20 protein-coding genes are annotated in these 26,369 nt (G+C 53.6%); 12 read left to right on the top strand and 8 right to left on the bottom strand.

Features of this window, described 5'->3' with window-relative positions; translation table 11 throughout:
- The first annotated feature begins 5 nt into the window (after positions 1–5).
- Both preA and ACMZ66_RS07170 read left to right on the top strand, forming a co-directional pair.
- Positions 6–1,283, top strand: coding sequence for an NAD-dependent dihydropyrimidine dehydrogenase subunit PreA (preA, locus tag ACMZ66_RS07175; protein ID WP_416935838.1), 1,278 nt, complete (start codon positions 6–8; stop codon positions 1,281–1,283).
- Between the two features lie 43 nt (positions 1,284–1,326).
- Positions 1,327–2,604 (top strand): Zn-dependent hydrolase, encoded by a 1,278-nt coding sequence (locus ACMZ66_RS07170; protein ID WP_416935836.1) that lies wholly within the window; start codon positions 1,327–1,329, stop codon positions 2,602–2,604.
- 93 nt (positions 2,605–2,697) lie between these two features.
- On the opposite strand, the gene ACMZ66_RS07165 is transcribed toward ACMZ66_RS07170, so the two are convergent.
- From ACMZ66_RS07165 to ACMZ66_RS07155, 3 genes are all read right to left on the bottom strand, one after another.
- Positions 2,698–4,197, bottom strand: a complete 1,500-nt coding sequence (locus ACMZ66_RS07165) for an alkaline phosphatase D family protein (protein WP_416935834.1) — start codon at positions 4,195–4,197, stop codon at positions 2,698–2,700.
- A gap of 151 nt (positions 4,198–4,348) precedes the next feature.
- On the bottom strand, positions 4,349–5,203 hold the full coding sequence (locus ACMZ66_RS07160) for a substrate-binding periplasmic protein (RefSeq protein WP_416935832.1): 855 nt from the start codon (positions 5,201–5,203) through the stop codon (positions 4,349–4,351).
- 108 nt (positions 5,204–5,311) lie between these two features.
- Entirely contained in the window at positions 5,312–5,989 is a 678-nt protein-coding gene (locus tag ACMZ66_RS07155; protein ID WP_416935830.1) for a TetR/AcrR family transcriptional regulator, read from the bottom strand.
- 454 nt (positions 5,990–6,443) lie between these two features.
- Between ACMZ66_RS07155 and ACMZ66_RS07150 the strand changes: the two genes are divergently transcribed.
- From ACMZ66_RS07150 to hydA, 7 genes are all read left to right on the top strand, one after another.
- The gene (locus ACMZ66_RS07150) at positions 6,444–7,775 is read left to right on the top strand and encodes an aspartate aminotransferase family protein (protein ID WP_416935828.1); all 1,332 of its coding nucleotides are present in this window, start codon (positions 6,444–6,446) and stop codon (positions 7,773–7,775) included.
- 247 nt (positions 7,776–8,022) lie between these two features.
- Positions 8,023–8,889: a nitrilase-related carbon-nitrogen hydrolase gene (locus ACMZ66_RS07145; protein ID WP_416935826.1), complete on the top strand. Its 867-nt coding sequence runs from the start codon at positions 8,023–8,025 to the stop codon at positions 8,887–8,889.
- Between the two features lie 258 nt (positions 8,890–9,147).
- The gene (locus ACMZ66_RS07140) at positions 9,148–9,939 is read left to right on the top strand and encodes an ABC transporter ATP-binding protein (protein WP_416936214.1); all 792 of its coding nucleotides are present in this window, start codon (positions 9,148–9,150) and stop codon (positions 9,937–9,939) included.
- Positions 9,929–10,858: an ABC transporter permease gene (locus tag ACMZ66_RS07135; RefSeq protein ID WP_416935824.1), complete on the top strand. Its 930-nt coding sequence runs from the start codon at positions 9,929–9,931 to the stop codon at positions 10,856–10,858. Before ACMZ66_RS07140 ends, ACMZ66_RS07135 begins: the two co-directional genes overlap by 11 nt.
- Positions 10,855–12,012 carry an ABC transporter permease gene (locus tag ACMZ66_RS07130; RefSeq protein ID WP_416935822.1) on the top strand — a complete coding sequence of 386 codons (1,158 nt, stop codon included), beginning with the start codon at positions 10,855–10,857 and terminating at the stop codon, positions 12,010–12,012. Before ACMZ66_RS07135 ends, ACMZ66_RS07130 begins: the two co-directional genes overlap by 4 nt.
- 61 nt (positions 12,013–12,073) lie before the next feature.
- Positions 12,074–13,060 carry an ABC transporter substrate-binding protein gene (locus tag ACMZ66_RS07125; RefSeq protein WP_416935820.1) on the top strand — a complete coding sequence of 329 codons (987 nt, stop codon included), beginning with the start codon at positions 12,074–12,076 and terminating at the stop codon, positions 13,058–13,060.
- Positions 13,061–13,216: 156 nt separating this feature from the next.
- On the top strand, positions 13,217–14,668 hold the full coding sequence (gene hydA, locus ACMZ66_RS07120; RefSeq protein WP_416935818.1) for a dihydropyrimidinase: 1,452 nt from the start codon (positions 13,217–13,219) through the stop codon (positions 14,666–14,668).
- Positions 14,669–14,725: 57 nt separating this feature from the next.
- Here hydA and ACMZ66_RS07115 read toward each other — a convergent pair whose 3' ends face one another.
- A complete protein-coding gene (locus ACMZ66_RS07115; protein ID WP_416935816.1) occupies positions 14,726–15,631 on the bottom strand; it encodes a LysR family transcriptional regulator in 906 nt (301 codons plus the stop codon).
- Positions 15,632–15,747: 116 nt separating this feature from the next.
- Between ACMZ66_RS07115 and ACMZ66_RS07110 the strand changes: the two genes are divergently transcribed.
- Positions 15,748–16,509, top strand: a complete 762-nt coding sequence (locus ACMZ66_RS07110) for an SGNH/GDSL hydrolase family protein (protein ID WP_416935814.1) — start codon at positions 15,748–15,750, stop codon at positions 16,507–16,509.
- A gap of 70 nt (positions 16,510–16,579) precedes the next feature.
- Here the strand turns inward: ACMZ66_RS07110 and sugE are convergent, their stop codons facing one another.
- Positions 16,580–16,900, bottom strand: a complete 321-nt coding sequence (sugE, locus tag ACMZ66_RS07105) for a quaternary ammonium compound efflux SMR transporter SugE (protein WP_102785273.1) — start codon at positions 16,898–16,900, stop codon at positions 16,580–16,582.
- Between the two features lie 261 nt (positions 16,901–17,161).
- Here sugE and ACMZ66_RS07100 point away from each other — a divergent pair, with 261 nt between their 5' ends.
- Both ACMZ66_RS07100 and ACMZ66_RS07095 read left to right on the top strand, forming a co-directional pair.
- Entirely contained in the window at positions 17,162–17,812 is a 651-nt protein-coding gene (locus ACMZ66_RS07100; protein WP_416935812.1) for an NTP transferase domain-containing protein, read from the top strand.
- A gap of 188 nt (positions 17,813–18,000) precedes the next feature.
- Positions 18,001–20,961, top strand: coding sequence for a pentapeptide repeat-containing protein (locus ACMZ66_RS07095; RefSeq protein ID WP_416935810.1), 2,961 nt, complete (start codon positions 18,001–18,003; stop codon positions 20,959–20,961).
- 44 nt (positions 20,962–21,005) lie between these two features.
- Here the strand turns inward: ACMZ66_RS07095 and ACMZ66_RS07090 are convergent, their stop codons facing one another.
- From ACMZ66_RS07090 to ACMZ66_RS07080, 3 genes are all read right to left on the bottom strand, one after another.
- Positions 21,006–21,896 carry a sel1 repeat family protein gene (locus ACMZ66_RS07090; RefSeq protein WP_416935808.1) on the bottom strand — a complete coding sequence of 297 codons (891 nt, stop codon included), beginning with the start codon at positions 21,894–21,896 and terminating at the stop codon, positions 21,006–21,008.
- A gap of 101 nt (positions 21,897–21,997) precedes the next feature.
- On the bottom strand, positions 21,998–24,226 hold the full coding sequence (locus ACMZ66_RS07085; RefSeq protein WP_416935806.1) for a methyl-accepting chemotaxis protein: 2,229 nt from the start codon (positions 24,224–24,226) through the stop codon (positions 21,998–22,000).
- Between the two features lie 257 nt (positions 24,227–24,483).
- Entirely contained in the window at positions 24,484–26,238 is a 1,755-nt protein-coding gene (locus ACMZ66_RS07080) for an ABC transporter substrate-binding protein (RefSeq protein ID WP_416936212.1), read from the bottom strand.
- Between the last annotated feature and the right edge of the window lie 131 nt (positions 26,239–26,369).

Here is a 26,369-nt window from a genome sequence, read left to right as displayed (position 1 = left end):
GAAAAATGGCTGATCTAAGCTGCAAAATCGCCGGGATTGACTCGTTAAACCCGTTCTGGCTGGCATCCGCACCGCCGACGGACAAGAAATACAACGTCGTTCGCGCCTTTGAAGCAGGCTGGGGCGGGGTTGTCTGGAAGACGCTGGGCATTGATCCGCCCGTGGTCAACGTATCGTCGCGCTATGGCGCGCATCATGACCAGAACCGTCGTCTTCTGGGGATTAACAATATCGAGCTGATCTCGGACCGTCCTTTGGAAGTGAACCTTCAGGAAATCCGTGAATGCCGCGTCGAATATCCTGATCACGTCATCATCGGATCGATGATGGCCCCGATCGAAGAACGCGCCTGGAAGGACCTTGCCCAGCAGATCGCCGAAAGTGGTGTGCATGGCATTGAGCTGAACCTTGGTTGCCCGCATGGCATGTGCGAACGCGGCATGGGCTCGGCCATCGGTCAGGTGCCGGAAATGGTCGAGCAGGTCACTCGTTGGGTCAAGGACGCGGTTGATATTCCGGTCTTTACCAAGCTGACGCCAAACATCACCAACATCCTTTGGTCGGCCGAGGCTGCCTATAAGGGCGGGGCGGATGCGGTATCGCTGATTAACACTGTTAACTCGATCATTTCGGTCGATATCGATCAGATGGTTCCCGAACCAATGGTTGATGGCAAAGGTACCCATGGTGGTTATTGCGGATCGGCGGTCAAGCCGATTGCGCTGAACATGGTTGCTGAAATTGCCCGCACGCCAGAAACGAAGAACCTTCACATTTCCGGTATCGGTGGCATCACCACCTGGAAAGATGCGGTGGAGTTCATGGCGCTTGGATCCAACGCGGTTCAGGTTTGTACTGCTGCGATGATCTATGGCTTCCGCGTTGTCGATGATCTGATCGACGGGATGAGCCAGTGGATGGATGACAAGGGTTACACCAGTGTCGAACAGTTCACCCGTGCGGCGGTGCCGCAGGTGGCGAACTGGAACGAGCTTAATATGAATTTCGACACCAAAGCCGTCATCAACCCGGATAACTGCATTGAATGTGGTCGTTGCCATATCGCATGTGAGGATACCTCACATCAGGCGATTACCATGACCAATAAGCCCGAAGGTGGCCGACTGTTTGAAGTGGTCGACGAGGAATGTGTTGGCTGTAACCTTTGCTATCACATCTGCCCGGTTCCCGATTGTATCACCATGGAGCCGGTCAAAACCGACAAGCCGCCCATGACCTGGCCGGAACATCCGCTGAACCCGATGCGTCAAGCGGCCGAGTAATCCATCAGATCGACGAATGCCACCAAGGAAGAAGGACTGAAGAATGACCGTTCAACCCAGTGTACGTAATCTGTCGATTGATGGTGACCGCCTTTGGGACAGCCTGATGGAAATGGCCAAGATCGGCAAAACAGCAAAGGACGGCGTTTGCCGTCTGGCGCTGACCGATCTTGATCGTGAAAGCCGCGATCTGTTCATCAAATGGTGCGAGGCGGAAGGCTGTTCGATCCGGATCGACAAGATGGGCAATATCTTTGCCCGTCGCGAAGGTCGTAACCCGGACCTGCCGCCAGTTGTCATGGGAAGCCACCTTGACAGCCAGCCCACCGGTGGCAAGTATGACGGCGTTTATGGCGTGCTTTCGGGGCTTGAAGTGATCCGTGCCCTTAACGAAGCCAAATACGAAACCGAAGCCCCGCTTGAAGTCGTTTGCTGGACAAATGAGGAAGGCTCACGTTTTGCCCCGGCGATGGTGTCATCAGGCGTTTTCGCCAAGGTGTTTGACCTTGAATATGGTCATTCCCGCGCGGACATCGATGGCAAAACCATGGGCGAGGAACTGAAGCGTATCGGTTACATGGGCCCGGATGAACCGACTATCGATGCCCATCCGATGGGGGCCTATTTCGAAGCCCATATCGAACAGGGCCCGATCCTTGAAGATGAAGGCAAGGATATTGGCATCGTCACCGATGCGCAGGGTCAGCGTTGGTATGAAATCAAATTCACCGGTGTCGAAGCCCATGCTGGCCCGACCCCGATGAAAACGCGTAAGGATGCGTTGCTGGGTGCAGCACGCGTGATTGATCTGGTCAACAAGATCGGTCTGGATCGTTCCCCGCTTGCGTGCGCCACAGTCGGGATGATGCAAATACATCCGAACTCGCGCAACGTGATCCCGGGCGAAGTTTTCTTCACCGTTGATTTCCGTCATCCTGACGATGCTGTTTTGGCCGATATGGACAAGGCCCTTCGCGAAGGCGTTGAGAAAATCGCATCTGACATCGGCCTTAAAACCGAGTTGGAGCAGATCTTCTATTACGCGCCAGTGCCGTTTGATGAATCATGTGTCGATGCGGTGCGCAAGGGTGCGGAACTTGGCGGTTTCTCGGCGCGTGAAATCGTATCAGGTGCCGGGCATGATGCGTGTTATCTTGCGCAAGTGTGCCCGACCGCGATGATCTTCATCCCGTGTGTTGATGGTATTTCGCATAACGAAATCGAAGAAGTGCACAAACACTGGTCGGATGCAGGTGGACAGGTTCTGCTGCATGCGGTTCTGGCCAAGGCCGATGAAACGGTGATGCAGAAATCAGACTGATTTCGACCACCTCAAAAACGTCCTCCCGTGGCTGACCATGCAGCCACCCAGAGTGGGGCGGGTTAATCCCGCCCCGCTTTTTTATGTCCGGTCTTAAGCCGGAACCGGATGGATGACCTTGGTAAAGGGTTCATCCTGTCCTTCGACAATCCAGTGCGCCCAATAGCGGTCCTGTCCGGTTCGATCATCGGGCTCAAGACACAGGAAGTTACGCGCGCCAACGAATTTGACGTCGGTTCCGGGCAGTGCCGCCATGCGTGACTGAATGCCGGGATCGATTTCCTTGTCGTTATCCAGCAAATGACGGAGCGCAAACAGCACCATCTTGTTGGGAGCCGGATGAACAATGGCTGATGAAATCAGCTGATTGATCACGCGCGTGCGGCCCGGATATTCCATGCGGTCATTTTGCAGCAGTCCGAATGCCGCGACATGGACATCGCCCGACAGGATCGTGATCCGCATGCCTTTGGCCTGAAAATCAAACAGACGATGTACCATGCGGGTGCGTTCGCCCTTATGGCTTCGGCTGCTCCAATGATCTTGCAGATCATCTTCCAGTTCCTGCTGCCCCGGCACAACGCCAAGCAAGCTTTCAAGCAGATTGAAGTCGGGATAGACCACCGGGATGCTCGACATGACAAACAGATGTTTGATGCCTGACAGGTTCGAGACCCAGTCATACAGCTGCTTCCAATGCGCGTTTGACAGAACCTGTCGCTGGCTTCGTTCCGATCGCATATCCAGACAGAGGATCGCGGTGCTGCCAACAACATGGCCCATCGAAAAGCCGTGATCCGGTGCCAGATAGACATCGGGCTTCACACCACCTGGTTTGATGTGTTGTTGAAACACACTAAAGGCGTCGGTCGCAATTTTACCAATACCCTGAAACACATCACAGTTCTGCCGGGCAGGCGGGTAAGAACCCCAACCATCGAAAATGTCATGGTCATCCCAGATGGTAATTGACGGGATGCTTGCCATCATCGCCCTGATTTCCGGCTGCGCCCAGCGTTCGGTGTAAAGGGTGAAATAGAACGCTTCGACTTGGTTTTGCATCACTTTGGTAAAGGATGCCTTGTTCGCGGCATCGTTGGATTTGTTGTTCCATGCCTTGATCGATGGCACAACTTCCCAGATTGAATCGGCATAGACCTGATCCCCGCCAAGCAACATCAGATGGATCGGTTTGGCTTGATGGCGATCAGCCATTTCCAGCCACATCTGATTTTTGACCTCAACACCCTTCATGACCTTTTGCGATGAAAAGCCATTGCAGGATGCATAGGACATGTTCGGTGCATCATTTTGGCCGGGCAGGTGGATGTCGTGATAGATACCGTCTTCAACGCTATAGGTCAGCGTGGATGGATCGGCCGCCAAAGGGGCGTCGAAGGTAAAGCAATGCGCAAATTTGTTGCCGTTTTGCCAGAGCAGTCTGTGGGTGGGCTGCGATACGGTTGCGCCGTTGGTAAAGAAGATGCCGCTTGGCTGTGCGCTGTCTGTGACAACCAGTGCACTTAGTTTCCAGCGATTGGTCGCCTTGTCATATCCTTTGAACGACAAAACCGGCCCCATAAGGATTTTCATCGATCCGCCCCATTATTATGTGTTGCTAAATTTGGGTTTTATTTTGCTCGTTGGCGGCAACTTTAAATCGAAAAAGGTCATGGGGAAAGAGGCGGCGTTCCGCGGGCCTGTTTGCCAGAACACCTTTGAACAGAAGGGCAGGCTTGCGTGTTTAGCTGCCGCTTTCAGCCGGGGTATTTGCAAGATGGTTTTGCGTCCATCGTTCAAGGGTTCCGTCTTGATCAAGCTTTTCGATCAGAAGGTTGATGTTTTTGATGTGGCGTACGCAGGAACTGCCACGCGAAAACATCAGATGGACTTCATTGCGCACAATTGGTGGTTCGGCGGGGATGATGGTGCCAAGCAACTTGTCGCGATAGATATTGGCCATGCCATCATACAGCCCCAGCATGACGTAATCAGCTCGCCCATTGAGAAGCACATTAAAAATGTGGTTCCCGGTCGGGGAATACATCATGTCCAGGCGCTGTTCAGCAAACTTGTCGATATGATCGCCATAGCTACCCCCTTGAGGGCGCGCACCGCGATAGCCGATCAGGTCATGCAGGCCAGTCACCTTAAACAGATTGTCGCGATGCTGAAAAATCATCACATCGTCATGGGCGAAGGGGCGTGAATAGATAAAGGTACGGTCGCGCTCGGCGGTGAAATAGGCACCGGCAATTACATCAAGCTCGTTATTGGCGAGCATTTGCAGGGACCGGTTCCAGGGAATATCAAGCTGAAGTTCAAGCTGGATGTCATGCTGTTTGGCATACGCGCGCAGCACATCAATTCCCAGGCCACTATGGCGGCCATTATCTTCGATATAGGTGATGGGTTCCCAGCCATCTGCGCCACCGACGGATATGGTGTGACAGCCAGACAGCGCATGGTCGCGGTCTGTTGTGGTCGGAGCTGTGTCATTGGCGATCGCGGGTTTTGCGATCAATACGCTAAGGCCGCCAGCCACAAAGGCAGCAAAAAGCATCCCGGCGGCGCGTAGCCAAGCTTTGGGGCACGCCATATCAGCCTCTGTCTTGGGAAATCTGTCTGCTATTACAGATTTGTCGACATTAGAAGGCTTGCAACTATTCGAAAGTGGTGGATGTGCGAACTTTCACGAGAAAATTCGTTAGTTCAACCCAACACCTTTCAGGATAATCCGCACAACGTTTTCCTTGGCCTCGGCAAACTGTTCTTCGCTGAGCGGTTTGTCACCGTTGAAAATTTCGATCTGGCGGCCAAAGTCGGCGTAATGCTGGGTGGTGGCAAAGATCATATACATCAGCGAATAGGGCTCGACATTGTCCATCTTGCCCTCGGCGATCCAGCCCTTGATCACGACAACGCGGCTATCAAGCCAGTTCTTGACCGTGGTGGAGATATAATCAGACGAGAATTTCGCACCACGAATGATTTCATGCGCCCAAAGACGCGAACCATAGGGGCGCGCGCGTGACAGATCCATCTTGGCTTCGATATAGCCGCGCAGGATAACCGCCGGGTCGGCACTGTTATCAAACGTCATTGCCGCTTCAAGCCAGTGATCACAGACATCTTCCATGATCCGGCGATAAAGCGCCTCTTTGGTGCTGAAATAGTAATGCACATTGGCCTTGGGCACTTTGGCGATTTCAGCGATCCGGGCGGTTGTTGCACCCTTAAAGCCGTAATCGGCGAAAACCCGTTCGGCGGCAGCTAAAATCTGCCCTTCATTTTCCTGACGGATGGCGGCCTTATGAGCCCCGTTTACTGCGGGTTTCGCGCCAAATTGACTATCCTGTTTCGAGCCGCTTTTTACTGAGGTCATTCACGCTCTCTGATTTGTGTCATTTATCTTGACCGTTTGGTCAGGTTAAAATAACCTCTACCTTAAATATGCAAAAGAAACTTTTTTATGCGCGTCATTCTTGACCATGGTCAAGAGTTGGTTTTGTCCGAAATATCGAACAGCACCGATGAAAGATAAACACAAAATAGACGCCGTAAACAAAAAACAGGGTCGCTTAAATGGTGTTTGACGGTCGAATATTCGAAACAATTCCCCGGTGGTGTTAAAGCTCTAGTGCATGGGCATGTCTCATGCTAACGATTTTTGCGTGCTCGCTAATCGGGCCGTCCCAAACTCGGAATGTGCGACATATTGGTCACTTGGCCAAATCGATCTGACGATACGGGACGATGAATGTTAGATGCCGGAACTGCGGTGCCCGCCACCCGAACCGGTATCAGGGAAGCAATAAAAAAGGTACGGGAGACCTTTTATGACAGCCACCACGAAAATCAGCCGTCCAAACGACCTTTCGGCGTTCTGGATGCCGTTCACGGCAAACCGCCAGTTCAAGCAGACCCCGCGTATGCTGGTTGCTGCTGAAGGCATGATCTATAAAACCGACGACAACCGCGATATTCTGGATGGGACCGCAGGCCTTTGGTGCTGTAACGCCGGTCACAAGCGTCCGAAAATCGTTGAGGCCGTCAAGGCACAGATGGACGAGCTGGATTATGCCCCGGCCTTCCAGATGGGCCACCCCAAGGCGTTCGAGCTTGCCAGCCGTCTCGCACAGCTTATGCCGGGCAACCTTAATCACATTTTCTATACCAACTCCGGTTCTGAATCGGTCGAGACCGCGCTTAAGATCGCGCTCGCCTATCACCGTGCACGCGGCGATGGTCAGCGTACCCGCCTGATTGGCCGCGAGCGCGGTTATCATGGCGTGAACTTTGGCGGTATTTCCGTCGGTGGTATTTCGGGCAACCGTAAAACCTTTGGCCAGATGCTGGGCGGTGTTGACCATATGCGTCACACCTATCTGCCGGAAGAAAACGGTGTTACCCGTGGGATGCCGGAACATGGCGCGTTCCTGGCTGATGATCTTGAGCGCATCTGCGCGCTGCATGATCCGTCAACCATCGCTGCCGTGATTGTCGAGCCGGTTGCTGGTTCGACCGGTGTTCTGATCCCGCCGAAGGGTTATCTGGAACGCCTGCGCGAGATCTGCACCAAGCATGGCATCTTGCTGATCTTTGATGAGGTTATCACCGGTTTTGGTCGCCTTGGCGCACCGTTCGCAGTTGATTACTTTGGCGTTCAGCCGGACCTTGTTACGACCGCAAAGGGCCTGACCAACGGGACCATCCCGATGGGTGCGGTGTTTGCGACCGATGACATTCATGATGCCTTCATGAACGGCCCGGAAAACATGATCGAGCTGTTCCACGGCTATACCTATTCCGGTAGCCCGGTTGCCTGTGCGGCAGCGCTTGCGACCCTTGAGACCTATGAAGAAGAAGGTCTTTACACCAAGGGGCAGGATCTGGGCCAGTATTGGGAAGACGCGGTTCACAGCCTGATTGATCTGCCGCTGGTCAAGGATGTTCGTAACCTTGGTCTGATTGGCGCGATCGAACTTCAGCCAATTGAAGGATTCCCGACCAAGCGTGCATTCAGTGCGTTCCTCAAGGCATTTGAGAAAGGCATTCTGATCCGCACGACGGGTGATATCATTGCGTTGTCGCCGCCGCTGATCATTGAAAAATCACATATTGATCAGCTGTTTGGCACGCTGCGCGAAGTGCTTAAAGAGATCGATTAAGATCAGGATTTCGTTCCCTGCCGGGTTATGCCAGCAGGGAACAACTGGCTTGCTGAACTGACAAAAAAACATACGGTTCTGCAACGCCATGGAGGAAACATCTGTTTCGCGATTTTTCTGATCGCGTCCCGTCTGGGAATGGACCCGAATAAAAACAAACAGGGTTCTTGGGGCGCGAAAGGGCATAAGTCCGTCAGACCACAGAAGTGGCAAGGACATAAAATATCAGATCAAGGAGGTATCTCGGATGTCGATGCTGAGAGGTGGCCTGATTCAAATGAGCCTTAAGGGTTCAACCGATCAGTCCCCCGAAGAAATCCGCAAGGCCATGATCGAGGCGCATCTGCCCTATATCGAAGAGGCGGGCAAAAAAGGTGTGCAGGTCCTGTGTTTTCAGGAAGTATTCACCCAGCCGTATTTCTGTCCCAGCCAGGACAAGAAATGGTACGCCGCGGCGGAAAAAATCCCCGATGGCCCGACAACACAGCTGATGTGTGAACTTGCAGCCAAATACAAGATGGTGATCGTTGTTCCGATCTATGAGGAAGACATCACTGGTGTGTATTACAACACCGCTGCCGTGATCGATGCCGATGGTACCTATCTTGGGAAATACCGCAAAACCCACATCCCCCATGTCGCCGGTTTCTGGGAGAAATTCTTCTTCAAGCCGGGCGCATCGAACTGGCCGGTCTTTGAGACGCAATATTGCAAGCTTGGCGTCTATATCTGTTATGACCGCCACTTCCCCGAAGGCTGGCGCGCACTGGCATTGAACGGTGCGGAATATATCGTCAACCCGTCGGCAACGGTGGCTGGTGTTTCCGAATATATCTGGAAACTTGAACAGCCTGCATCGGCGGTTGCCAATGGGTGCTTCATTGGTGCGATCAATCGGGTCGGCCGCGAACAGCCATGGGATATTGGCGAGTTTTATGGTCAGAGCTATTTCGTCAATCCGCGCGGCGAAATCGAAGCACAGGCATCGCGTGATAATGATGAATTGCTGGTGCATGACATGGACATGTCGATGGTCCGTGAAATCCGCAATAACTGGCAATTCTTCCGCGACCGTCGTCCTTCGACCTATACACGCCTGACGGACGGAAACTGAATTCATGATACCGGCGAGCGGGGTAAACCTGCTCGTCGTTTTGCTTTGACCGACCTAAGCGGGCCATGATCCCGCGATCCCGGCAATGACCGGGCAGGGCCAAACGGCACCTGATCAAATGTTGGCAAGGTTCAGGGCAACGTCCCTGAGGGAGGCTTCCGTAAAGTTCTGCCAGAAATCTCTTTTTCTGGTGATGAGAGACATACGATCAGGGGATACCCCATGACGCTAAAACAAGTCGTCAATAATGTTGCTGAGATGCCCGCATCAAAAAACGCAGTTGTTGACATCAAAAAGCTATCGCTGACGTTTCAAACGGCAGACGGTCCGGTTTACGCGCTTTCTGACGTTGATCTGACGATCAATGAAGGCGATTTTGTTTCCTTTATCGGCCCGTCGGGCTGCGGGAAGACCACGCTTTTGCGCGTGATTGCCGATCTTGAGCGCGCCACAGGCGGCGATATTTCAATCAATGGCGTTTCGCCGCAGCAGGCCCGCGAACAGCGCGCTTATGGCTATGTGTTTCAGGCACCTGCCTTGTTGCCGTGGCGCTCGATTGAACGCAACGTGACCCTGCCGCTGGAGATTATGGAAATCTCCAAGGAAGAACGCATCAAGCGTGCCCATGACGCGCTGAAACTTGTTGAGCTCAACGGGTTTGAAAAGAAATTCCCATGGCAGCTGTCGGGTGGCATGCAGCAGCGTGCGTCGATTGCCCGTGCGCTGTCGTTTGATGCCGATCTGTTGTTGATGGATGAGCCGTTTGGTGCCTTGGACGAGATTGTCCGTGATCACCTCAATGAACAGCTTTTGAAGCTTTGGGCGCGCACCAACAAGACGGTTGCCTTTGTGACCCACTCGATCCCCGAAGCGGTGTATCTGTCGACCAAGATTGTCGTCATGTCACCGCGCCCGGGCCGCATCATTGATGTGATCGAAACCGATTTCCCGAAAGACCGTGGTCTTGATATCCGCGAGACGCCGGAATTCCTTGAAATCGCGCATCGTGTTCGTGAAGGACTGCGTGCGGGGCATAGCAATGACGAGTAATTCTGCCGCCATGACCGGGTCCCTTGCCGGACCGTCGATCTGGTCGCGCATGATGTCGGGGCAAGCTGGCCCGGTCTGCGTGGTTCTGATCGCGCTTTTCGTGGTCTGGTATGTCGGTGCAGTTTTCATGAATGCGCCGATCCAGATTGATAAATATGAACGTGCCGGTCAGACCTGGACCACAGGCCAGCTGATCGAAGACACTTTGGCACAGGAACGCCCGATCCTGCCGGCCCCGCATCAGGTGTTTGAGGAGATGTATAAAACCATCTTCGCCATCAAGATCACCTCAAAGCGGTCGCTGGTATATCATAGCTGGGTGACGCTTTCCTCCACCTTGCTTGGTTTTGGGATCGGCGCGCTGTTGGGCATTGTTCTGGCGGTTGGCATTGTCCATGTCATGACGCTTGAGAAAAGCCTGATGCCATGGGTGATTTCATCGCAAACCATTCCGATCCTTGCCATTGCGCCAATGATCATTGTTGTTCTGGGCGCGATTGGCATCAAGGGTTTGGTGCCAAAGGCAGTCATTTCGACCTATCTTTGCTTCTTCCCGGTCACGATCAGCATGGTCAAAGGTCTACGCTCGCCGCAAACCATCCAGCTTGATCTGATGCGGACCTATAATGCCTCGAAATGGCAGACCTTCTGGCAACTTCGTTTGCCGTCCGCCATGCCCTATCTGTTTGCCAGCCTGAAGGTCGCGATTGCGATCAGTCTGGTGGGCGCGATTGTTGGTGAATTGCCAACCGGTGCGCAGGCAGGCCTTGGTGCGCGTTTGCTGGCCGGGTCCTATTACGGGCAAACCATTCAAATCTGGTCAGCGCTTCTGACCGCGGCCTTTGTCGCGGCCATGATGGTGGTGATTGTTGGCTGGTGTGAGCGCAGGGTTCTTGCCCGGATGGGGGTAAAGCCATGACCGAGATGAAGCTTGATAAATTCTGTCTGGTCGCGGCGATTACGGCCCTTCTGGCTTTGATCTTCCCGCTTGCGGGCATTGATGCCGATACCGGCAAGCAAGTTGCCTTTGTTGGCGATATTCCCGGTCTTGCCATTGCCATGGCGCTTTGCGTGATTTCCGGGGCTGCTTTTACCTGGCTTGGTGTGCGCTCCGTGATCAGTGCAATCGTCATTCTGGCTGTTGCCGTCTTTGGCGCCTGGCAGGCGACCAGCACCCTTTATGATTACGGGGTTGCGGGGTATGCCGGGACCGGATTCTGGTTGTTCATCATTTCGCTTTGGGCATTTGTCTGGCGCGGGATTGATGTGATTGCCAATTACAAAAGCCTTGAGACCGCCAAACAGCAAACCGCAAACATCATTGTGCCGGTCGCCTTTGGTGTGTGGCTTCTGTTTGTCTGGGAAGTGGTCGTATCGGGCTTTGGCGTGCCACAGGTTCTGTTGCCGCCGCCCAGCATGATCGGTGCGCGGTTTGTGACATCAACCGACATCATGGCAGCTGATTTCCATCAGACCTTTATCAAGGCGGTTCTGAGCGGCTATGTGCTGGGCTGTGGATCGGCCTTTATCATGGCGATTGCGGTTGATCGTGTGCCGTTCCTCAAGCGGGGTCTTTTGCCGCTGGGCAATATGGTCTCGGCCCTTCCGATCATTGGTGTCGCGCCGATCATGGTGATGTGGTTTGGCTTTGACTGGCAGTCAAAGGCGGCTGTCATTGTGATCATGACCTTCTTCCCGATGCTGGTGAACACCGTGACCGGGCTTAATGCCGCAGGCAAGCTTGAGAAGGATCTGATGGCGACCTATGCGTCAGGCTATTGGTCGACCCTTTTCCGGTTGCGTTTGCCAGCCGCCATGCCGTTTATTTTCAACGCGCTTAAAATCAATTCCACGCTTGCGCTGATCGGCGCAATCGTTGCCGAGTTCTTCGGCACCCCGATTGTTGGTATGGGCTTCCGCATCTCGACCGAGGTGGGACGCATGAATATCGACATGGTTTGGGCAGAGATCGCTTTGGCGGCCCTTGCGGGTACCGCCTTCTATGGAGCCGTGGCTTATATCGAAAGAAAAGCGACGTCATGGCATCCATCTTTTCGGGTACGTCGCCATTAAAGGCACAATCAAAGACGGCCCACCGGGAGGACTTGACTACAACCTGAGGAGACATCGACGAATGAAGAAATTGTTTGCGACTGCATTAGGGTTGAGTTTCGGTCTGACATCGCTCTCGGCGATGGCAGCAGACGAAGTAACCCTGCAGCTTAAATGGGTCACACAGGCCCAGTTTGCCGGTTACTATGTGGCACTCGATAAAGGTTTCTACGAGGAAGCCGATCTTGATGTGACCATCAATCCGGGTGGTCCGGATATTGCCCCGCCGCAGGTGATTGCCGGTGGTGGTGCAGACGTGATCATTGACTGGATGCCATCAGCCCTTGCATCGCGCGAAAAGGGTGTGCCGCTGGTCAATATCGCACAGCCATTTGCCAAATCGGGCATGATGCTGACCTGTCGTAAGGAAACCGGGATTGAAAGCCCGGAAGACTTCCCGGGTCGTACCCTTGGTGTCTGGTTCTTTGGTAACGAATATCCGTTCCTGAGCTGGATGTCGAAACTGGGCATCCCGACCGATGGTGGTGATGCTGGTGTGACCGTCCTGAAACAGGGCTTTAACGTTGATCCGCTGCTTCAGAAGCAGGCCGATTGCGTATCGACCATGACCTATAACGAATATTGGCAGGTCATTGATGCCGGTCTTTCCGAAGATGAGCTCAAGGTCTTCAAATACGAAGACCAGGGTGTCGCGACCCTTGAAGACGGCCTTTATGTTCTTGAAGACAACCTCAAGGATGAGGCCTTTGTCGACAAGATGGCGCGCTTTGTCGATGCCAGCATGAAGGGTTGGATGTGGGCAAAGGAAAACCCGGAAGAAGCCGCAATGATCGTTCTTGATAACGACCTGACCGGTGCACAGACCGAAAAACATCAGGTCCGCATGATGAGCGAAATCGCCAAGCTGCTGGGTGATGGCCCGGCCCTTGATGAAGCGGCTTACGAGCGCACCGTTGACAGCCTTCTGTCTGGTGGTTCCGATCCGGTGATCACCAAAAAACCGGAAGGTGCATGGACCTCGGCTGTGACCGACAAGGCGTCGATGTAATCCGATCTTGACTGTCTGGCGGTGACTTTGGTCCCGCCAGACAGATTTACCTCCCGAATAAATGCGAATTCAGAAGTCCCGATTTTGGTCGGGGAACGGGTGAAATGCCGGGATGGCCCGCAACTTTTCAGCCCTCAGACAGACAAGGAGCCACCCATGTCCATGGTTATTCGTGGCGGAACGATCGTTACCGCCGATCTGACTTACAAATCCGATATCCTGATCGAAGACGGCAAGATCGCCGCGATTGGCGATAATCTGACCGGGGACAAGGTGATTGACGCCGACGGCTGCTATGTGATGCCCGGCGGGATCGATCCGCACACCCATATGGAAATGCCTTTCATGGGCACCTATTCCGAAGACGATTTTGAAAGCGGCACCAAGGCGGCAGTTGCCGGTGGCACGACCATGGTGGTCGATTTCTGCCTTCCTGCCCCGAACCAGTCGCTGCTTGAAGCGCTTCAGGCCTGGGATAACAAATCCTCCAAAGCCGTTTGTGATTATTCCTTCCACATGGCCATCACCTGGTGGAGCGAGCAGGTCTTTGACGAGATGAAAATCGTTGTCGAGGAAAAAGGCATCAACACCTTCAAGCACTTCATGGCCTATAAGGGTGCTTTGATGGTTGATGATGACGAGATGTTCGCGTCCTTCTCGCGCTGTGCTGATCTGGGCGCGATGCCGCTTGTTCATGCCGAAAATGGCGACGTGGTCGCAACCCTTCAGCAGAAATTGCTGGCCGAGGGCAATAACGGTCCGGAAGCCCATGCATATTCCCGTCCTGTTGATGTTGAGGGTGAAGCATGCAACCGTGCGATCATGATTGCCGATATGGCCAAGGTGCCGCTTTATATCGTTCACGTATCGTGCGAACCGGCCCATGAAGCTATCCGCCGTGCGCGTGCCAATGGCAAGCGCGTCTTTGGCGAACCGCTGATCCAGCACCTGATCCTTGATGACAGCGAATATAAAAACACCGATTGGGACCATGCCGCACGTCGCGTCATGTCCCCGCCGTTCCGCAGCAAAGAACATCAGGATGGCCTTTGGAATGGTCTGGCGTCGGGCAGCCTGCAGGTTGTTGCGACCGACCATTGCGCGTTTACGACCGAACAGAAACGCATGGGCGTTGGCGATTTCACCAAAATCCCGAACGGTACGGGCGGTCTTGAAGACCGCATGCCGCTTCTTTGGACCTATGGTGTTGGCACCGGTCGTCTGACCCCGAACGAATTCGTAGCCGCCACTTCGACCAACATTGCCAAGATCCTCAATATCTATCCGCGCAAGGGTGCGATCCTTGTCGGGGCAGATGCCGACCTTGTTGTCTGGGATCCGAAGGCATCAAAAACCATCACGGCAGAACATCAGCAATCCTCGATCGATTACAACGTGTTCGAAGGTATCGAGGTGACCGGTCTTCCGCGTTACACGATCAGCCGTGGCCGGATTGCTGCCGAAGAAGGTGTGGTTATTGCAAAATGCGGCGACGGCGAATTCATTGCCCGCGAACCTTATCCGGCGGTGAACAAAGCCCTTTCCAAATGGAAAGAAATCACATCCCCGCGCAAGGTTGAACGCAGCGGTATTCCGGCTGGCGTTTGATCGACCCGATATGTACCTGACCTTGAAATGCCGTCCTTCGGGGCGGCATTTCTTGTTTCAGGTGCCGGTTTGCCCGTGAAAGGCGCGGACCGAATTGATGAAGGCACGAAGGGCGGATGGCAGGTAGGTGCGTTTGGGATAGTAAATCCAGAACTGGCCGTAATCGGGCATCCAGTCTTCAAGGATCGGGACAATCTCGCCGCGCTCGATGGCATCATCGGCACTGCCTTGCATCTTCTGGCCAATGCCGATCCCGTTCCTGACCGCATCAAGCATCATCTGCGTTGAGCTTACGGTCAGATTGCCGTTATTTGCCAAAACGAAATGGTTCTCGCCATCAGTGAAGTCCCATGGTGCAAGCTTGCCGCCGGGAAACAGCAGATTGATGCAGTTATGATTGGCCAGATCATTCGGGTTCATGGGCGTGCCATGGCGTTTGAGGTAATCCGGGCTTGCGATCACCATCGGGCGGATCGAAGGGCCAAGGCGAATGGCGGTCATGCCTGGTGCCAGTGTTTCTTCAAACCGGATACCGGCATCAAATCCCCCGGCGACGATATCGACGAAACCATCATTTTCAATGATCTCAAGGCGAACATTGGGATTATCGCGACAAAAACCGGCGATGGCCGGGGCAAGCACCACACGCGCGGCATTGGCCGGAACATTAAGCCGCAATGTGCCGGTCGGGCCGGATCGATAATCATCAAGACTTTGCAACGCACCGCTCATCTCGCGCATGGCCGGACTGACCCGATCATAAAGTGCGCGGCCCGCATCAGTTGGCGCGACACTGCGCGTGGTGCGGTTTAACAACCGGACTTGCAGGCTGTCTTCAAGGTTTTTGATGCGGTGGCTGAGTGCAGAGGGTGTCACGCGCAATTGCTTGGCAGCGGCGCGAAAGCTGCCCAGTTCGATAATGGCGCAGAAGGCCGCCAGATCGCTGATGTTCTCATTCATCATTGATGAAAATATTTCAGTAAATAATTCAGTATTGCGTAGATTGTTTCACCATAGCTCAGGTCATAGGCTGTCGTCATTCAGTTTCGCGGAAGATCCGCACAAAGCATGGAGTTTGGATGATGTTTGGGAAATCAACGATCTGGTTGGGCGCAATGGCGCTGTGCGCCGGGCTATTGGGTGGGGCTTCTGCCCATGCCGATGACGCAAAGCGCATTCTGGTGTTTGGCAATTCAAACAGCTGGGGCTGGAAGGCAAAACTGGAGGCGTTCCCTGTTGAACGGTTTGGCGATGACGAACGGTGGGCCGGCGTCATGGCAACCGCCCTTGGCGAAGACTATACCGTGATTGTTGATGGGCTGAACGGCCGCACGACCGATCTGGATTTCGGTGAGGATCTGGGCGCGTTGGCGGCCGAAGACTTCAATGGTGCCAAGGACCTGCCGGAGGTTCTGGCCAAGAACCTGCCGCTTGATCTGGTCGTCGTGATGCTGGGCACCAATGACGCGCAGGCGCAGTTTGATCGTAATGCCGATCAGGTGGCGCAAGGAGCGATGCATTTGGTGGATATCGTGCGCAACATCAATGGCGGGGTTTTGACCACTTATGGCACGCCAAAGGTGCTGTTGGTGACACCGCCGCCGATGGGTGACATTTCCAAAACCCCGCTTTCAGCCAACATGGCGGGTGGTGTTGAAATCTCCCAACAATTTGCCGATGCATTTAATCGTGCGGCCAAGCTTGCCAATGTGCCGGTCTTTGATGCGGGAAGTGTCATTGGTACCAGCGGTGTCGATGGCATTCATTTCACCGCCGAGGAACACGCCATCCTTGGCAAGGCCGTTGCAAAACAAATCGAGGCAGGTGTGCTGGTCAATTGATCGAGACTACTTCGAACGAAAACAGGGCAGCCATTGGCTGCCCTGTTTTGCTTCGAGATCAAATCCAAACTCAGGCGGGGCTGAACAGTTTCAGCAAGATGATCCCGCCAAGGATCATGCAGATCGCGATCAGGCGTCCGATGCTGGCGGCTTCTCCCAGCATGACGATGCCAAAGATAACCGCACCAACCGCGCCAATGCCGGTCCAGATGGCGTATGCCGTGCCGAGTGGAATGGTGCGCATGGCAAGGGCCAAAAGCCAGAAGCTGCCTGCCATGGTGACAAGGGTAAAGATGGTGGGAACGGGTTTGGTGAAACCTTCGGAATATTTCAGGCCAGATGCCCAGCAAACTTCCAAAACACCGGCAATGATCAATGCAATCCAGGCCATGGTCGGCCTCCTTTTAAAGGGGCCGTCCCCATACGTCCTATAACGATCACCGGTCGTCCGGCAATCGGGCGGCAAGCCGCGATGTGTGATGCGAATTCTAGCCAATGCGATGTCATGCAACAATGTCAAAATGACGTATCTGCGTGCTCTGAGCGCCGATCAGATATGCCTTGGTGGCAAGGCTTCTGATGCGCGGGAATGCCAACTGCGCTATGATGGATCATTATCTGATCTGCCCCCGAATTTCCAAGGTCCGATCCCATGTCTGAAGCACCCCGTGATCCGCAAAAGCCATCTGTGCCGACCCTTGGTCTTGTTCTGGCCGGGGGGGAGGGCAAACGCATGGGCGGGGATAAGCCATTTCGCGAGATCGCCGGAAAACCCCTGATCGAGCTTGCGGTTATGCGGGCCGCACGGCAATGCGATCAGGTGATGATTTCATCAAATGACGATGCCGGTGCATTCGCCAATTTTGGTGTGCCCGTTATCGGTGATTTGCCCGAAGCCGGGCAGGGGCCATTGGGCGGCGTTTTGGGCGGGCTTAATGCCTTGCCAGACGGCATCGATTGGCTTGTCACCTATCCGGTGGATTGCCCGGTGGTGCCGGGCCGCATGGCCATCGAGTTGATTGACGCAGCACTGAAAAAGGGTGCCAAGGCCGCCTATGTCAATCACGCAGGACGCGATCATTATCTGTCTTCGGCTTGGCACCGGAATGCAGCACCTGTGATTGCCAAATTACTGGCAGACGGGAAGCGCCGCGTACGCGGGCCGCTTGATGCGCTAAACGCCGCAGAGCTTTTCTATGACGAACGATCAGATCAGCCGGGCCTGTTTGCCAATGCAAACACGGTTGATGAACTTGCATCAATCAATGCGATCTTAAGCGCGCAACGTGCTTCAGATGCTTAGTAATTTATCTTCTCATTAGCATGGTCTCGTCTGAGAAACTCCGATTGTTAATGCGGTTTTGATATTTAAGCGAAAGGCACTTTTCCAATTTTCTACTTTAGAGAGTATCAAAGTGCTTGAGAAACAGATAATGAATGCTACTGTTTGCCTTAGTGGTTTCTAATAGAGCTTACAGCTGAGGTGATGGTGTGGCAGTTGGCGAGAGCGGACAGAAGATAAAGGGAAGCAATCCAAAGATTGCAATCGAGTGGAGCCAGTTGGTCTCAGGGGTTGCCGAGGTGGCGGTTCGTGGGTTCGCTACTTTTTTTGGCGCAAACGAGGGTGTCAATACAATCGCAGCTGCCGTTTCTACCACCCTAAGTTCATTTAAGGTCGAGGTCGGTGACGCTGAGCGTGCTCGAGCTCTTGTATTTGTTTCTCTAGCTTGGGCAATAGAGCAAATTTCCGCAGATCTGTCTGAGGAAGAGCAGGGACAAGCATTGAAAGAGACACGGAATCTCCTGAAGGGAACCTCTGAAAAGATCGAGAAAGGCGATTACTCAATCAATAGCTCATTCTTTCACAAACCTGTCTCGTTACCGTTATATCAAGAAATAAGAACATCTATTGTTGAGCTTCTCGCACACGTACGAAGAGATATCGAACCCGACCCCACGGTGCTGGGGGCAAAACTGGACGCAGCTTTCAATCAAGGAGTTTATGAAGTTCTCCGCGATAGTGGTGGAAGTTTTGACCCCTTGAAGGATGGGCTCGATAACCCAGCCGCTTCAGCAAATGCTATGGAACGAGAGTGGGAACAGTACAGAGCGCAATTGAGATATGCATTTAATGTCGCTCCGGTATTTGGTCAAAGAGATACTCGTATCTCGTTATCGCAACTCTACGTCCCGTTGCGCGGTTGTTGGACTGAGGTCAGCTCCTCAAACGAGATACTCAACAATATTGTCGACCTTGAGCGATCGACATTAGATTGGATTTCTGAGCGTGACATCAGGCGACCAATAAGACTTATTTATGGTGGACCAGGATCTGGTAAGTCGAGCTTTGGCAGAAGGCTTGCATCAGTACTCGCGGATCATGAGGACATTCGACCAATTTTTGTGCCGCTTGAGCATGTTGACCTCTCTAATGAACTAGTGGATGAGGTATCTCGTCTATTGGTAGCGGAAGCTAAAGTGTTCAGCTCGTCGCCAATCGACTACAGGCAGGCTGACGTTAACCGGCCATTCTGCCTCATCTTTGATGGTCTTGATGAACTAGCAATGCCGGGGTTGGCTGCCGATAACCTTGCCAGAGAGGTATTAGAAGAAGTTGATAAGGTTCTCAAAGCTCTCGGTGTGCCCAATGCATGTGGCGCAATGGCAGTAATAACTGGCAGGGAGCCGATCGTTAAGATCACAAAAGACAGGTTAAAAAAGAAAATTGCTGAGCAAGATGCAGTTGAAGTATTGGGTTTTCTTCCGCTTCAGGGAAATGGAAGCGAGCCTGAGGACCCGCTGTACCAAGATCAACGACCGGTATGGTGGAAGCGTTACGCAATTGCGACTGGACAATCAGAGGAAGTGCCAGAGGCGTTGCAGTCGAGTAACTTAGAGGAACTCAGTGCGGAACCACTATTGTGCTATCTCTTGGCAATGTCGGGTTATACGAATGACAATTGGGAAGATGCTGCGATAAACCCGAACCGTGTTTATGACAAACTATTCCGCGATATCTATCAGCGTCTTTGGGGAGGGGGGGCAGTTGGTGTTCAAGCTGAGCTCGACGAGGATCAATATGATCGTTTAATGGAGGCGATTGCCATAGCTGCATGGTGGTCCGGTGAAAGTCGAGTTGCTTCAGAAAAGGACTTTCTCAACGTACTTACCGTCTTGAATGCCCAGTCCGTGTGGGAAGAGTTTTGTAATGATCAAAAGGAAGATTACAAGAATTTAGCGTTAACATTTTATTTAAGAACATCAGACAACGGCGGAAAGGGGTTTGAGTTTAGTCATCGTAGTTTTGGCGAATATTTGGTCGCACGTGCGTTGTGGCGAGCTGTCGAAGAGATATTATGTGAGTTTAAACCACAGTTCTATAGTGATGCACTGCAAAGGTGGGCTAGGTTAACGAGTTTCTCACCGGTCACAAGAGAGATATTGATTTTCCTGAGGCGGCACGTTCTCTTGGCATGGGAAGGGAAATATGAGGAAGAAAAACAGAAAATATTAGCAGATTTAATGACAATTTCTATTCATGATGGGGTGATGGTGCCTGTATCTGATGGAGATACTTGGAGATCACTTGAAAAGAAGCAGAGAAATTCAGAGATTTCTTTGATGGCATGCTATAGTGCTGCAACACTTGCAGTTCCGGCTGAAGAGCCTTTTGCTCTTATCGATTGGAGAGGAAACCAATTCGCAGCGCGAAGCCTTGTTGAGCGTATGGTGTTTGGAGGAGGGCTTCGGATCGACAGTGGTTTGCAAATGCTGAAAGGCATTGACTTTCTTGGTAAAGATAAGACCGCACCTTGGATGGTCGGTACGTTTATGTATGAAGCTGACCTTTCTTATGCGAACCTTTCTGGAGGAGTACTTGGTGATACAGATTTTTCGGGAGGACTGTTGATCCGAGCAAACTTGTCAAAGACTATTCTTAATTTTTCAAACTTTAACCACTCAGTATTGATGCACGCAGATCTCTCCGGTTCGCAAATAGCATATGCTCAACTCCAAGGAGCCGATCTGTATCGTGCGAATATGGAAAACTGTGACCTAGAGCAAGCAAACCTAACAGATGGTATTTTGCGGTCCGCTAACCTCAAGAACGCGGTGATTCAGGGTGCGGACCTCTCCGAGGCAATCCTTGTGGATGCTAATCTGGAGGGAGCTAACTTGTCCCAAGCAAACCTAAAAATAGCCAACCTAGAGAGCGCTAGACTTGTGGGTGCCAACTTAGACGAAGCCAACCTAAAAGACGCTAATCTAAAAAATTCAAACCTTGAAGGGGCCTCACTACAAGGGGCTGACCTAAGAAATGCCAATCTTGAAGGGGCTAATTTACAAGGAGCTGATCTAGATAATGCCAATCTTGAAGGGGCTAATTTACAGGGAGCTAACCTAGATAATGCCAATCTTGAAAGGGCTTTACTAGGCGCAGAAAGCAGATAACAGAACTTACATGGAAAACTAGCTTCGATAAATTTGAATTAAGGCTATCTGACAGCGCACGCCTGCCAGGGTTGCCAGGGTTTGTATTCTTCAAAGAAGCTGGCAAGGAACTGGTCAACTTTTTCACGGTTGGCCGCGCGGTCTTCGGCATCAAGATCCTTGTCGAATTTCGAGCAATTGTCTTCGACCGCATCGCCAATTGATTTCCAATCGACATCTTCGTTATGGCCCGGAAGGCCGGTGGCAATCGCGCACCAGCCAACGGCTTCGGCCGTGTCGTCAACCGATTTGGCTTCTTCGGCCAAATAGGCTGCTGCGCGCATTTCACCGCGCTGGGCCGCAGCGCGCAGATATTGATACCGGCCGCTATCAGATTTGGTGAAACGGTTGGCCAAAAGGGTGGCCGCACGCGGATCGCCAAGTTCCCATGCCTTTTCCAAAAGCTCTTTGGCCTGATCAGCATTGCCCTGATCCATCGCATCAAGGGCCAGCCACAGCATGGCCTGGGTTTGATCCTTGTCCGCTGCCTGCTGATAAAGACCACGGATCAGATCGCGGGGCGCCTTATCGGCTTCAAGCTTGCGCGCCATGATGATGCTGGCGTCAGGTTGAAGGTTGCCAGCGGCCTTTTTCATCATGTCCCAACCGGCATCTTCATTGGCGGTTACACCAGCCCCGTTGATCGTCTGACAGGACAGAAGATACTGGGCTGTGGTGTCACCATTTTCCGCAAGCGGGGCAAAGATCGAAGCCGACTTTTCAAACTCCCCATGGCGATAGGCCGAGATGCCGTCATCAAGGGCAGAAGCGGCATGCGCGCTTGATGACGTGCCAAATGCAAGGCACGCAGCAACGCCGATTGCTGGCATGGCGACCATGGATTTAAGGGCCGAAATACGGGGCGAATTTGACGGGCGGACGATCATGTTTTTCATATCAACAGGTCTATCATTTTGCTGCGAAGAGGGGGCAAAAAAATGCCGGGACTGATTGGACAATTCGGGGCGAAAGCCCGCTCAGTCCCGGCGAGGTGCGCTCATCGCAGGGAGGAGGTTGTTTCTTCTGTTTGCTCGGACCGGATATTGCTCAGGAACTCACGTACACGATTGCCAAGGTCATCAGATTGACTGCGCAGGCGATCGGTTGCCTCGCGCAGGCCATCAACGGCCTGAAGGTTGTCATCAGCTGCCGTACTAACCTGTGCGATCGTGCCATTCATTTCGCCAGCAGCGGTTGCTGATTGCTCGACATTGCTGGCGATTTCGGCAACGAATTCCTGTTGTTCGCTGACCGCATCGGACATTTCACCAACGGTTTCATGAATGCCGGTAATGCTGTCACGAATGCCTGCGATTGCCTGAACGGCAATGCCGGTTGTCGACTGGATTTCATTGATCCGTTCGGCAATGCGATCAGTCGCAGACCCGGTCTGATTGGCAAGGTTTTTGACTTCTTGCGCCACCACGGCAAAGCCTTTGCCTGCTTCGCCCGCACGGGCGGCCTCAATCGTTGCGTTGAGTGCGAGAAGGTTGGTCTGGGCGGCAATATCCTGAATAAGGCTCAAAATCTCGCCGATTTCCTGCGCGCCGGTTTCAAGTTCATGCATGGTCGCGTTGGTGCGCTGGGCGGCTTCAACCGCGCTGGTGGCAGCGCCAACCGATTTCTGTGCACGGTGGCCGGTATCGCGAACGCGTTCTGAGAGCGACTGGGCCGCATCAGACACGGACGCCATATTGATCGAGATTTCCTCGGACGCGCCGGCAACACCGGTGGCGTTGGTTGAGGCGACCTGGGCACGATCACGGACCTGATTGGATGTGGTCTGGATGTTTTCCGCTTCGCGGGCGACACCCTCGGCCACCTGCATGATCGATGCTTCGAATGCATCCGCCAGATCAAGCATGTCGCGACGGCGTTTGGCTTCGGCATGTTCGCGTTCACGGGCAACTTTTTCCTCGGCCTGCTGGGCGGCAAGGCTGGTTTCGCGGAATTGTCCAAGGATTTCAGCCATGCGGCCAATTTCATCGCGGCCGGTGTCTTTGACCTCGGTCGACAGATCACCATTGGCGACTTTGCGCATGCCATCAATCACATGCAGCAAACGTTTGATCAGGTTGCCACGGACATAGAAGATCAGGATCGCCAGCGAAATCACCAGAACAGCCGCGCCAATGATGGCAATCAGACGCTGATCACGGTCTACCTGCGACAGGGCATCGGTGGCATTGGCATCAACCGCGTCACGCTTGGCATCAACCATAAGCGAGATGGATTTTGACAGGGCCTCGGCCGTGGCAAGGGTCGCATCAAGGGTTTGCTCGGTCTGATACTGGTTGTCCCATTCGGTTTCACGCAGATCAAACACGCTATCCCCGCCGGTGCCATAGGCCAGAAGCGCCTTGGCCAATTCACGAATGCGGTTGCCATCATCATTATCGGGCAGGTCTTCAAGCGCGTCGGTAATGCGAAGCTCAGCCCAGCTCCATTGATTGCGGACTTCGTCCATTGCCTCGCCTTCGGGGACGGCAATGGCAGCAGTCAGCATGCCAAAGGCAAGGTTCACATTCGCGCGGATTTCGGAAATCAGTTTGGAAAAGCCGATGGTTTCTTCAAGCTTGGCGGCGGCATCGGTGTTGCCATTGGCAACGCGCGAAATGCCACGATCAACGTCAATATCAACGACCTCGACCAGCGGGCTTATGAATTCGGACAGATCGCCATAGGCAAAGACCATATCAAGGGTCAGATCACCGCGCTGCTTTTCGATATCAAGGCGCTGGGTGGTCAGTTGATGAAGCTTTTCACGGCGTGCGACAATGTCATCAAGCTGGGCTGTCAGGGTTGCAACTGCATCGACCAGTTCGGGTTCGGTCGCAGCCGTTTCCGTCGTTGCGTCGCCTTCTGCCATGTCACTTGCTTGCGCGCCGTCTTCGGCAGCGTCGAGGTCAGCGTTGGCAGACAGATCAATCATCACCGGTTCGGGATTGGCATCGGCAATCTCGGTCAGGCGGGTGCGCGCATCGGCGATCAACTGATCAAGACGTGCTTCGGTTTCAGCAAGCTCGTCCGCATTACGCGACGCTGCCAGAACCGGGGCCTGTGCAGCCAATCCGACACCGTTCATCGCCAGTTCCATCTGACGGATGATGGAAGGCAGGCTGTCGGTGGTGATGTCAGCGACAAGATCGCGACTATTGCCAAAAGAGACCCAGGATACGGCCGATGAAATGCCGGCCAGAACCAGAATTAAGGCAAAAGAAGCCATGAGCCGACCTTGAATGCCAAGGCCAGCGCGTCGTTTTTTGATGGCGGTATTCACTGTTTCCTCCCTGTCTGGCCCGCTGGTTATCTTATGTTTGGGCAGACATTCCCTTGTGGGACATGCGCATCCGTTTTTCGGATGTCTGGGCTTTTTGTGGGCTTAATGACCTAATGAAACAGACTGCAAATATATCAAATTCGTTCTGAAAATCGGGCGGGACGGCCGGGGATGAAAACATCCCCGGCACCCCCAGTGGGCCTTTACTTGACGCGGCCCTCACGCCATGCAGCGATCAGATCGTCATATTTAACGGTCTCACCCTGCGGCTTCTCGTTGGCGAGTTTCGCCTTCGGTGCGCCCGGCTGGTCGAACCAGTACTGGGCATCACGTTCTTCGTTCAGTTTCGGTGCGCATTCGCCACCAATACCTGCACGTTCCAGACGCTGCAGAACACGGTCCATGGAGTTCGCGAGGTTGTCCATGGCTTCCTGCGGGGTCCGTTCGCCGGTTACAGCTTCGGCAACGTTCTGCCACCAGAGCTGAGCCAGTTTCGGGTAATCCGGAACGTTGGTGCCGGTCGGGGTCCAAGCAACACGTGCCGGGGAACGATAGAACTCAACCAGACCACCGAGTTTCGGTGCTGCTTCAGTCATTTCCGGCGTGTCGAGGTCCGACTGACGGATCGGGGTCAGGCCGGTAAGGGTCTTTTTCAGCGAGACCGACTTGGAGGTCACGAACTGAGCATAGAGCCAAGCGGCTTTGCGACGCTCAAGCGGGGTCGATTTCATGAGGGTCCAGGAACCGGTATCCTGATAACCAAGCTTCATGCCTTCTTCCCAGTACGGGCCGTGCGGCGACGGTGCCATACGCCATTTCGGCGTGCCGTCTTCGTTCACAACCGGAAGACCTTCTTTGGCCATATCCGCGGTAAACGCGGTGTACCAGAAGATCTGCTGAGCAATCTGGCCCTGTGCCGGAACCGGACCAGCTTCGCCAAAGGTCATGCCAGCAGCTTCTGCCGGAGCATAAGCCTTGAGCCAGTCAATGTATTTGGTCAGTGCGTAAACAGCCGCCGGGCCGTTTGCAGCACCACCACGGGTCACGCTCGAACCAGCCGGTGCGCAACCTTCAACACGGATACCCCATTCGTCGACCGGAAGGCCGTTCGGGATGCCCTTGTCGCCAGCGCCAGCCATCGACAGCCACGCATCGGTGAAGCGCCAACCCAGCGACGGGTCTTTTTTACCGTAGTCCATGTGACCATAGACCTGCTTGCCGTCGATTTCTTTCACGTCATTGGTGAAGAATTCTGCGATGTCTTCATATGCCGACCAGTTGACCGGAACACCAAGATCATAGCCGTATTTGTCTTTGAACTGCTTCTGCAGGTCTTCACGCTGGAACCAGTCGTAACGGAACCAGTAAAGGTTCGCGAACTGCTGGTCAGGAAGCTGATAAAGCTTGCCATCCGGACCGGTGGTGAAGGAAAGACCGATGAAGTCTTCCAGATCCAGGGTCGGGGAGGTGACGTCTGCACCTTCGCCAGCCATGAAGTCAGACAGCGGTACAACTGCGTCATAGCGCGAGTGGGTACCGATCAGGTCCGAGTCATTGATGTAAGCGTCATAGATGTTACGGTTCGACTGCATTTGGGTCTGCAGTTTCTCGATGACATCGCCTTCGCCGATCAGGTCGTGGGTCAGGTTGATCCCGGTGATTTCCGAGAATGCCTTTGCCAGAACTTTGGACTCATATTCGTGCGTGGTGATGGTTTCAGACACCACGTTGATGTCCATGCCGCGGAACGGTTCAGCTGCTTTGATGAACCACTCAAGTTCGGCCATCTGGGCATCTTTGTTCAGGCTCGACGGCTGGAATTCGCTGTCGATCCATTTTTTCGCTGCATCGGTGTACTGATCTGCCATTGCCGGGTTCGCCAGCACAGCCAGACCAAGGGCGACTGCTACGGCACTGCCTTTAACAACGCTCGATGCACCTTTGGCTTTAACGATCATGTCGTTTTCTCCCTGGTCGTCTTCCTTTTTGCTCATCCGGTAAACCCGGTCATCAACGGTGGGGGAAGACGGCAACCCACCGTGATGAATGCAGAAGGAACGGCACCGTTGTAGGACACGGTACCGTTCCG

Origin of the sequence: Thalassospira sp., assembly GCF_048059015.1 — a bacterium.
Classification (GTDB): Bacteria; Pseudomonadota; Alphaproteobacteria; order Rhodospirillales; family Thalassospiraceae; genus Thalassospira.
Note: the sequence above shows the minus strand (reverse complement) of the source record. Positions and strands in the feature narration are given on the sequence as shown.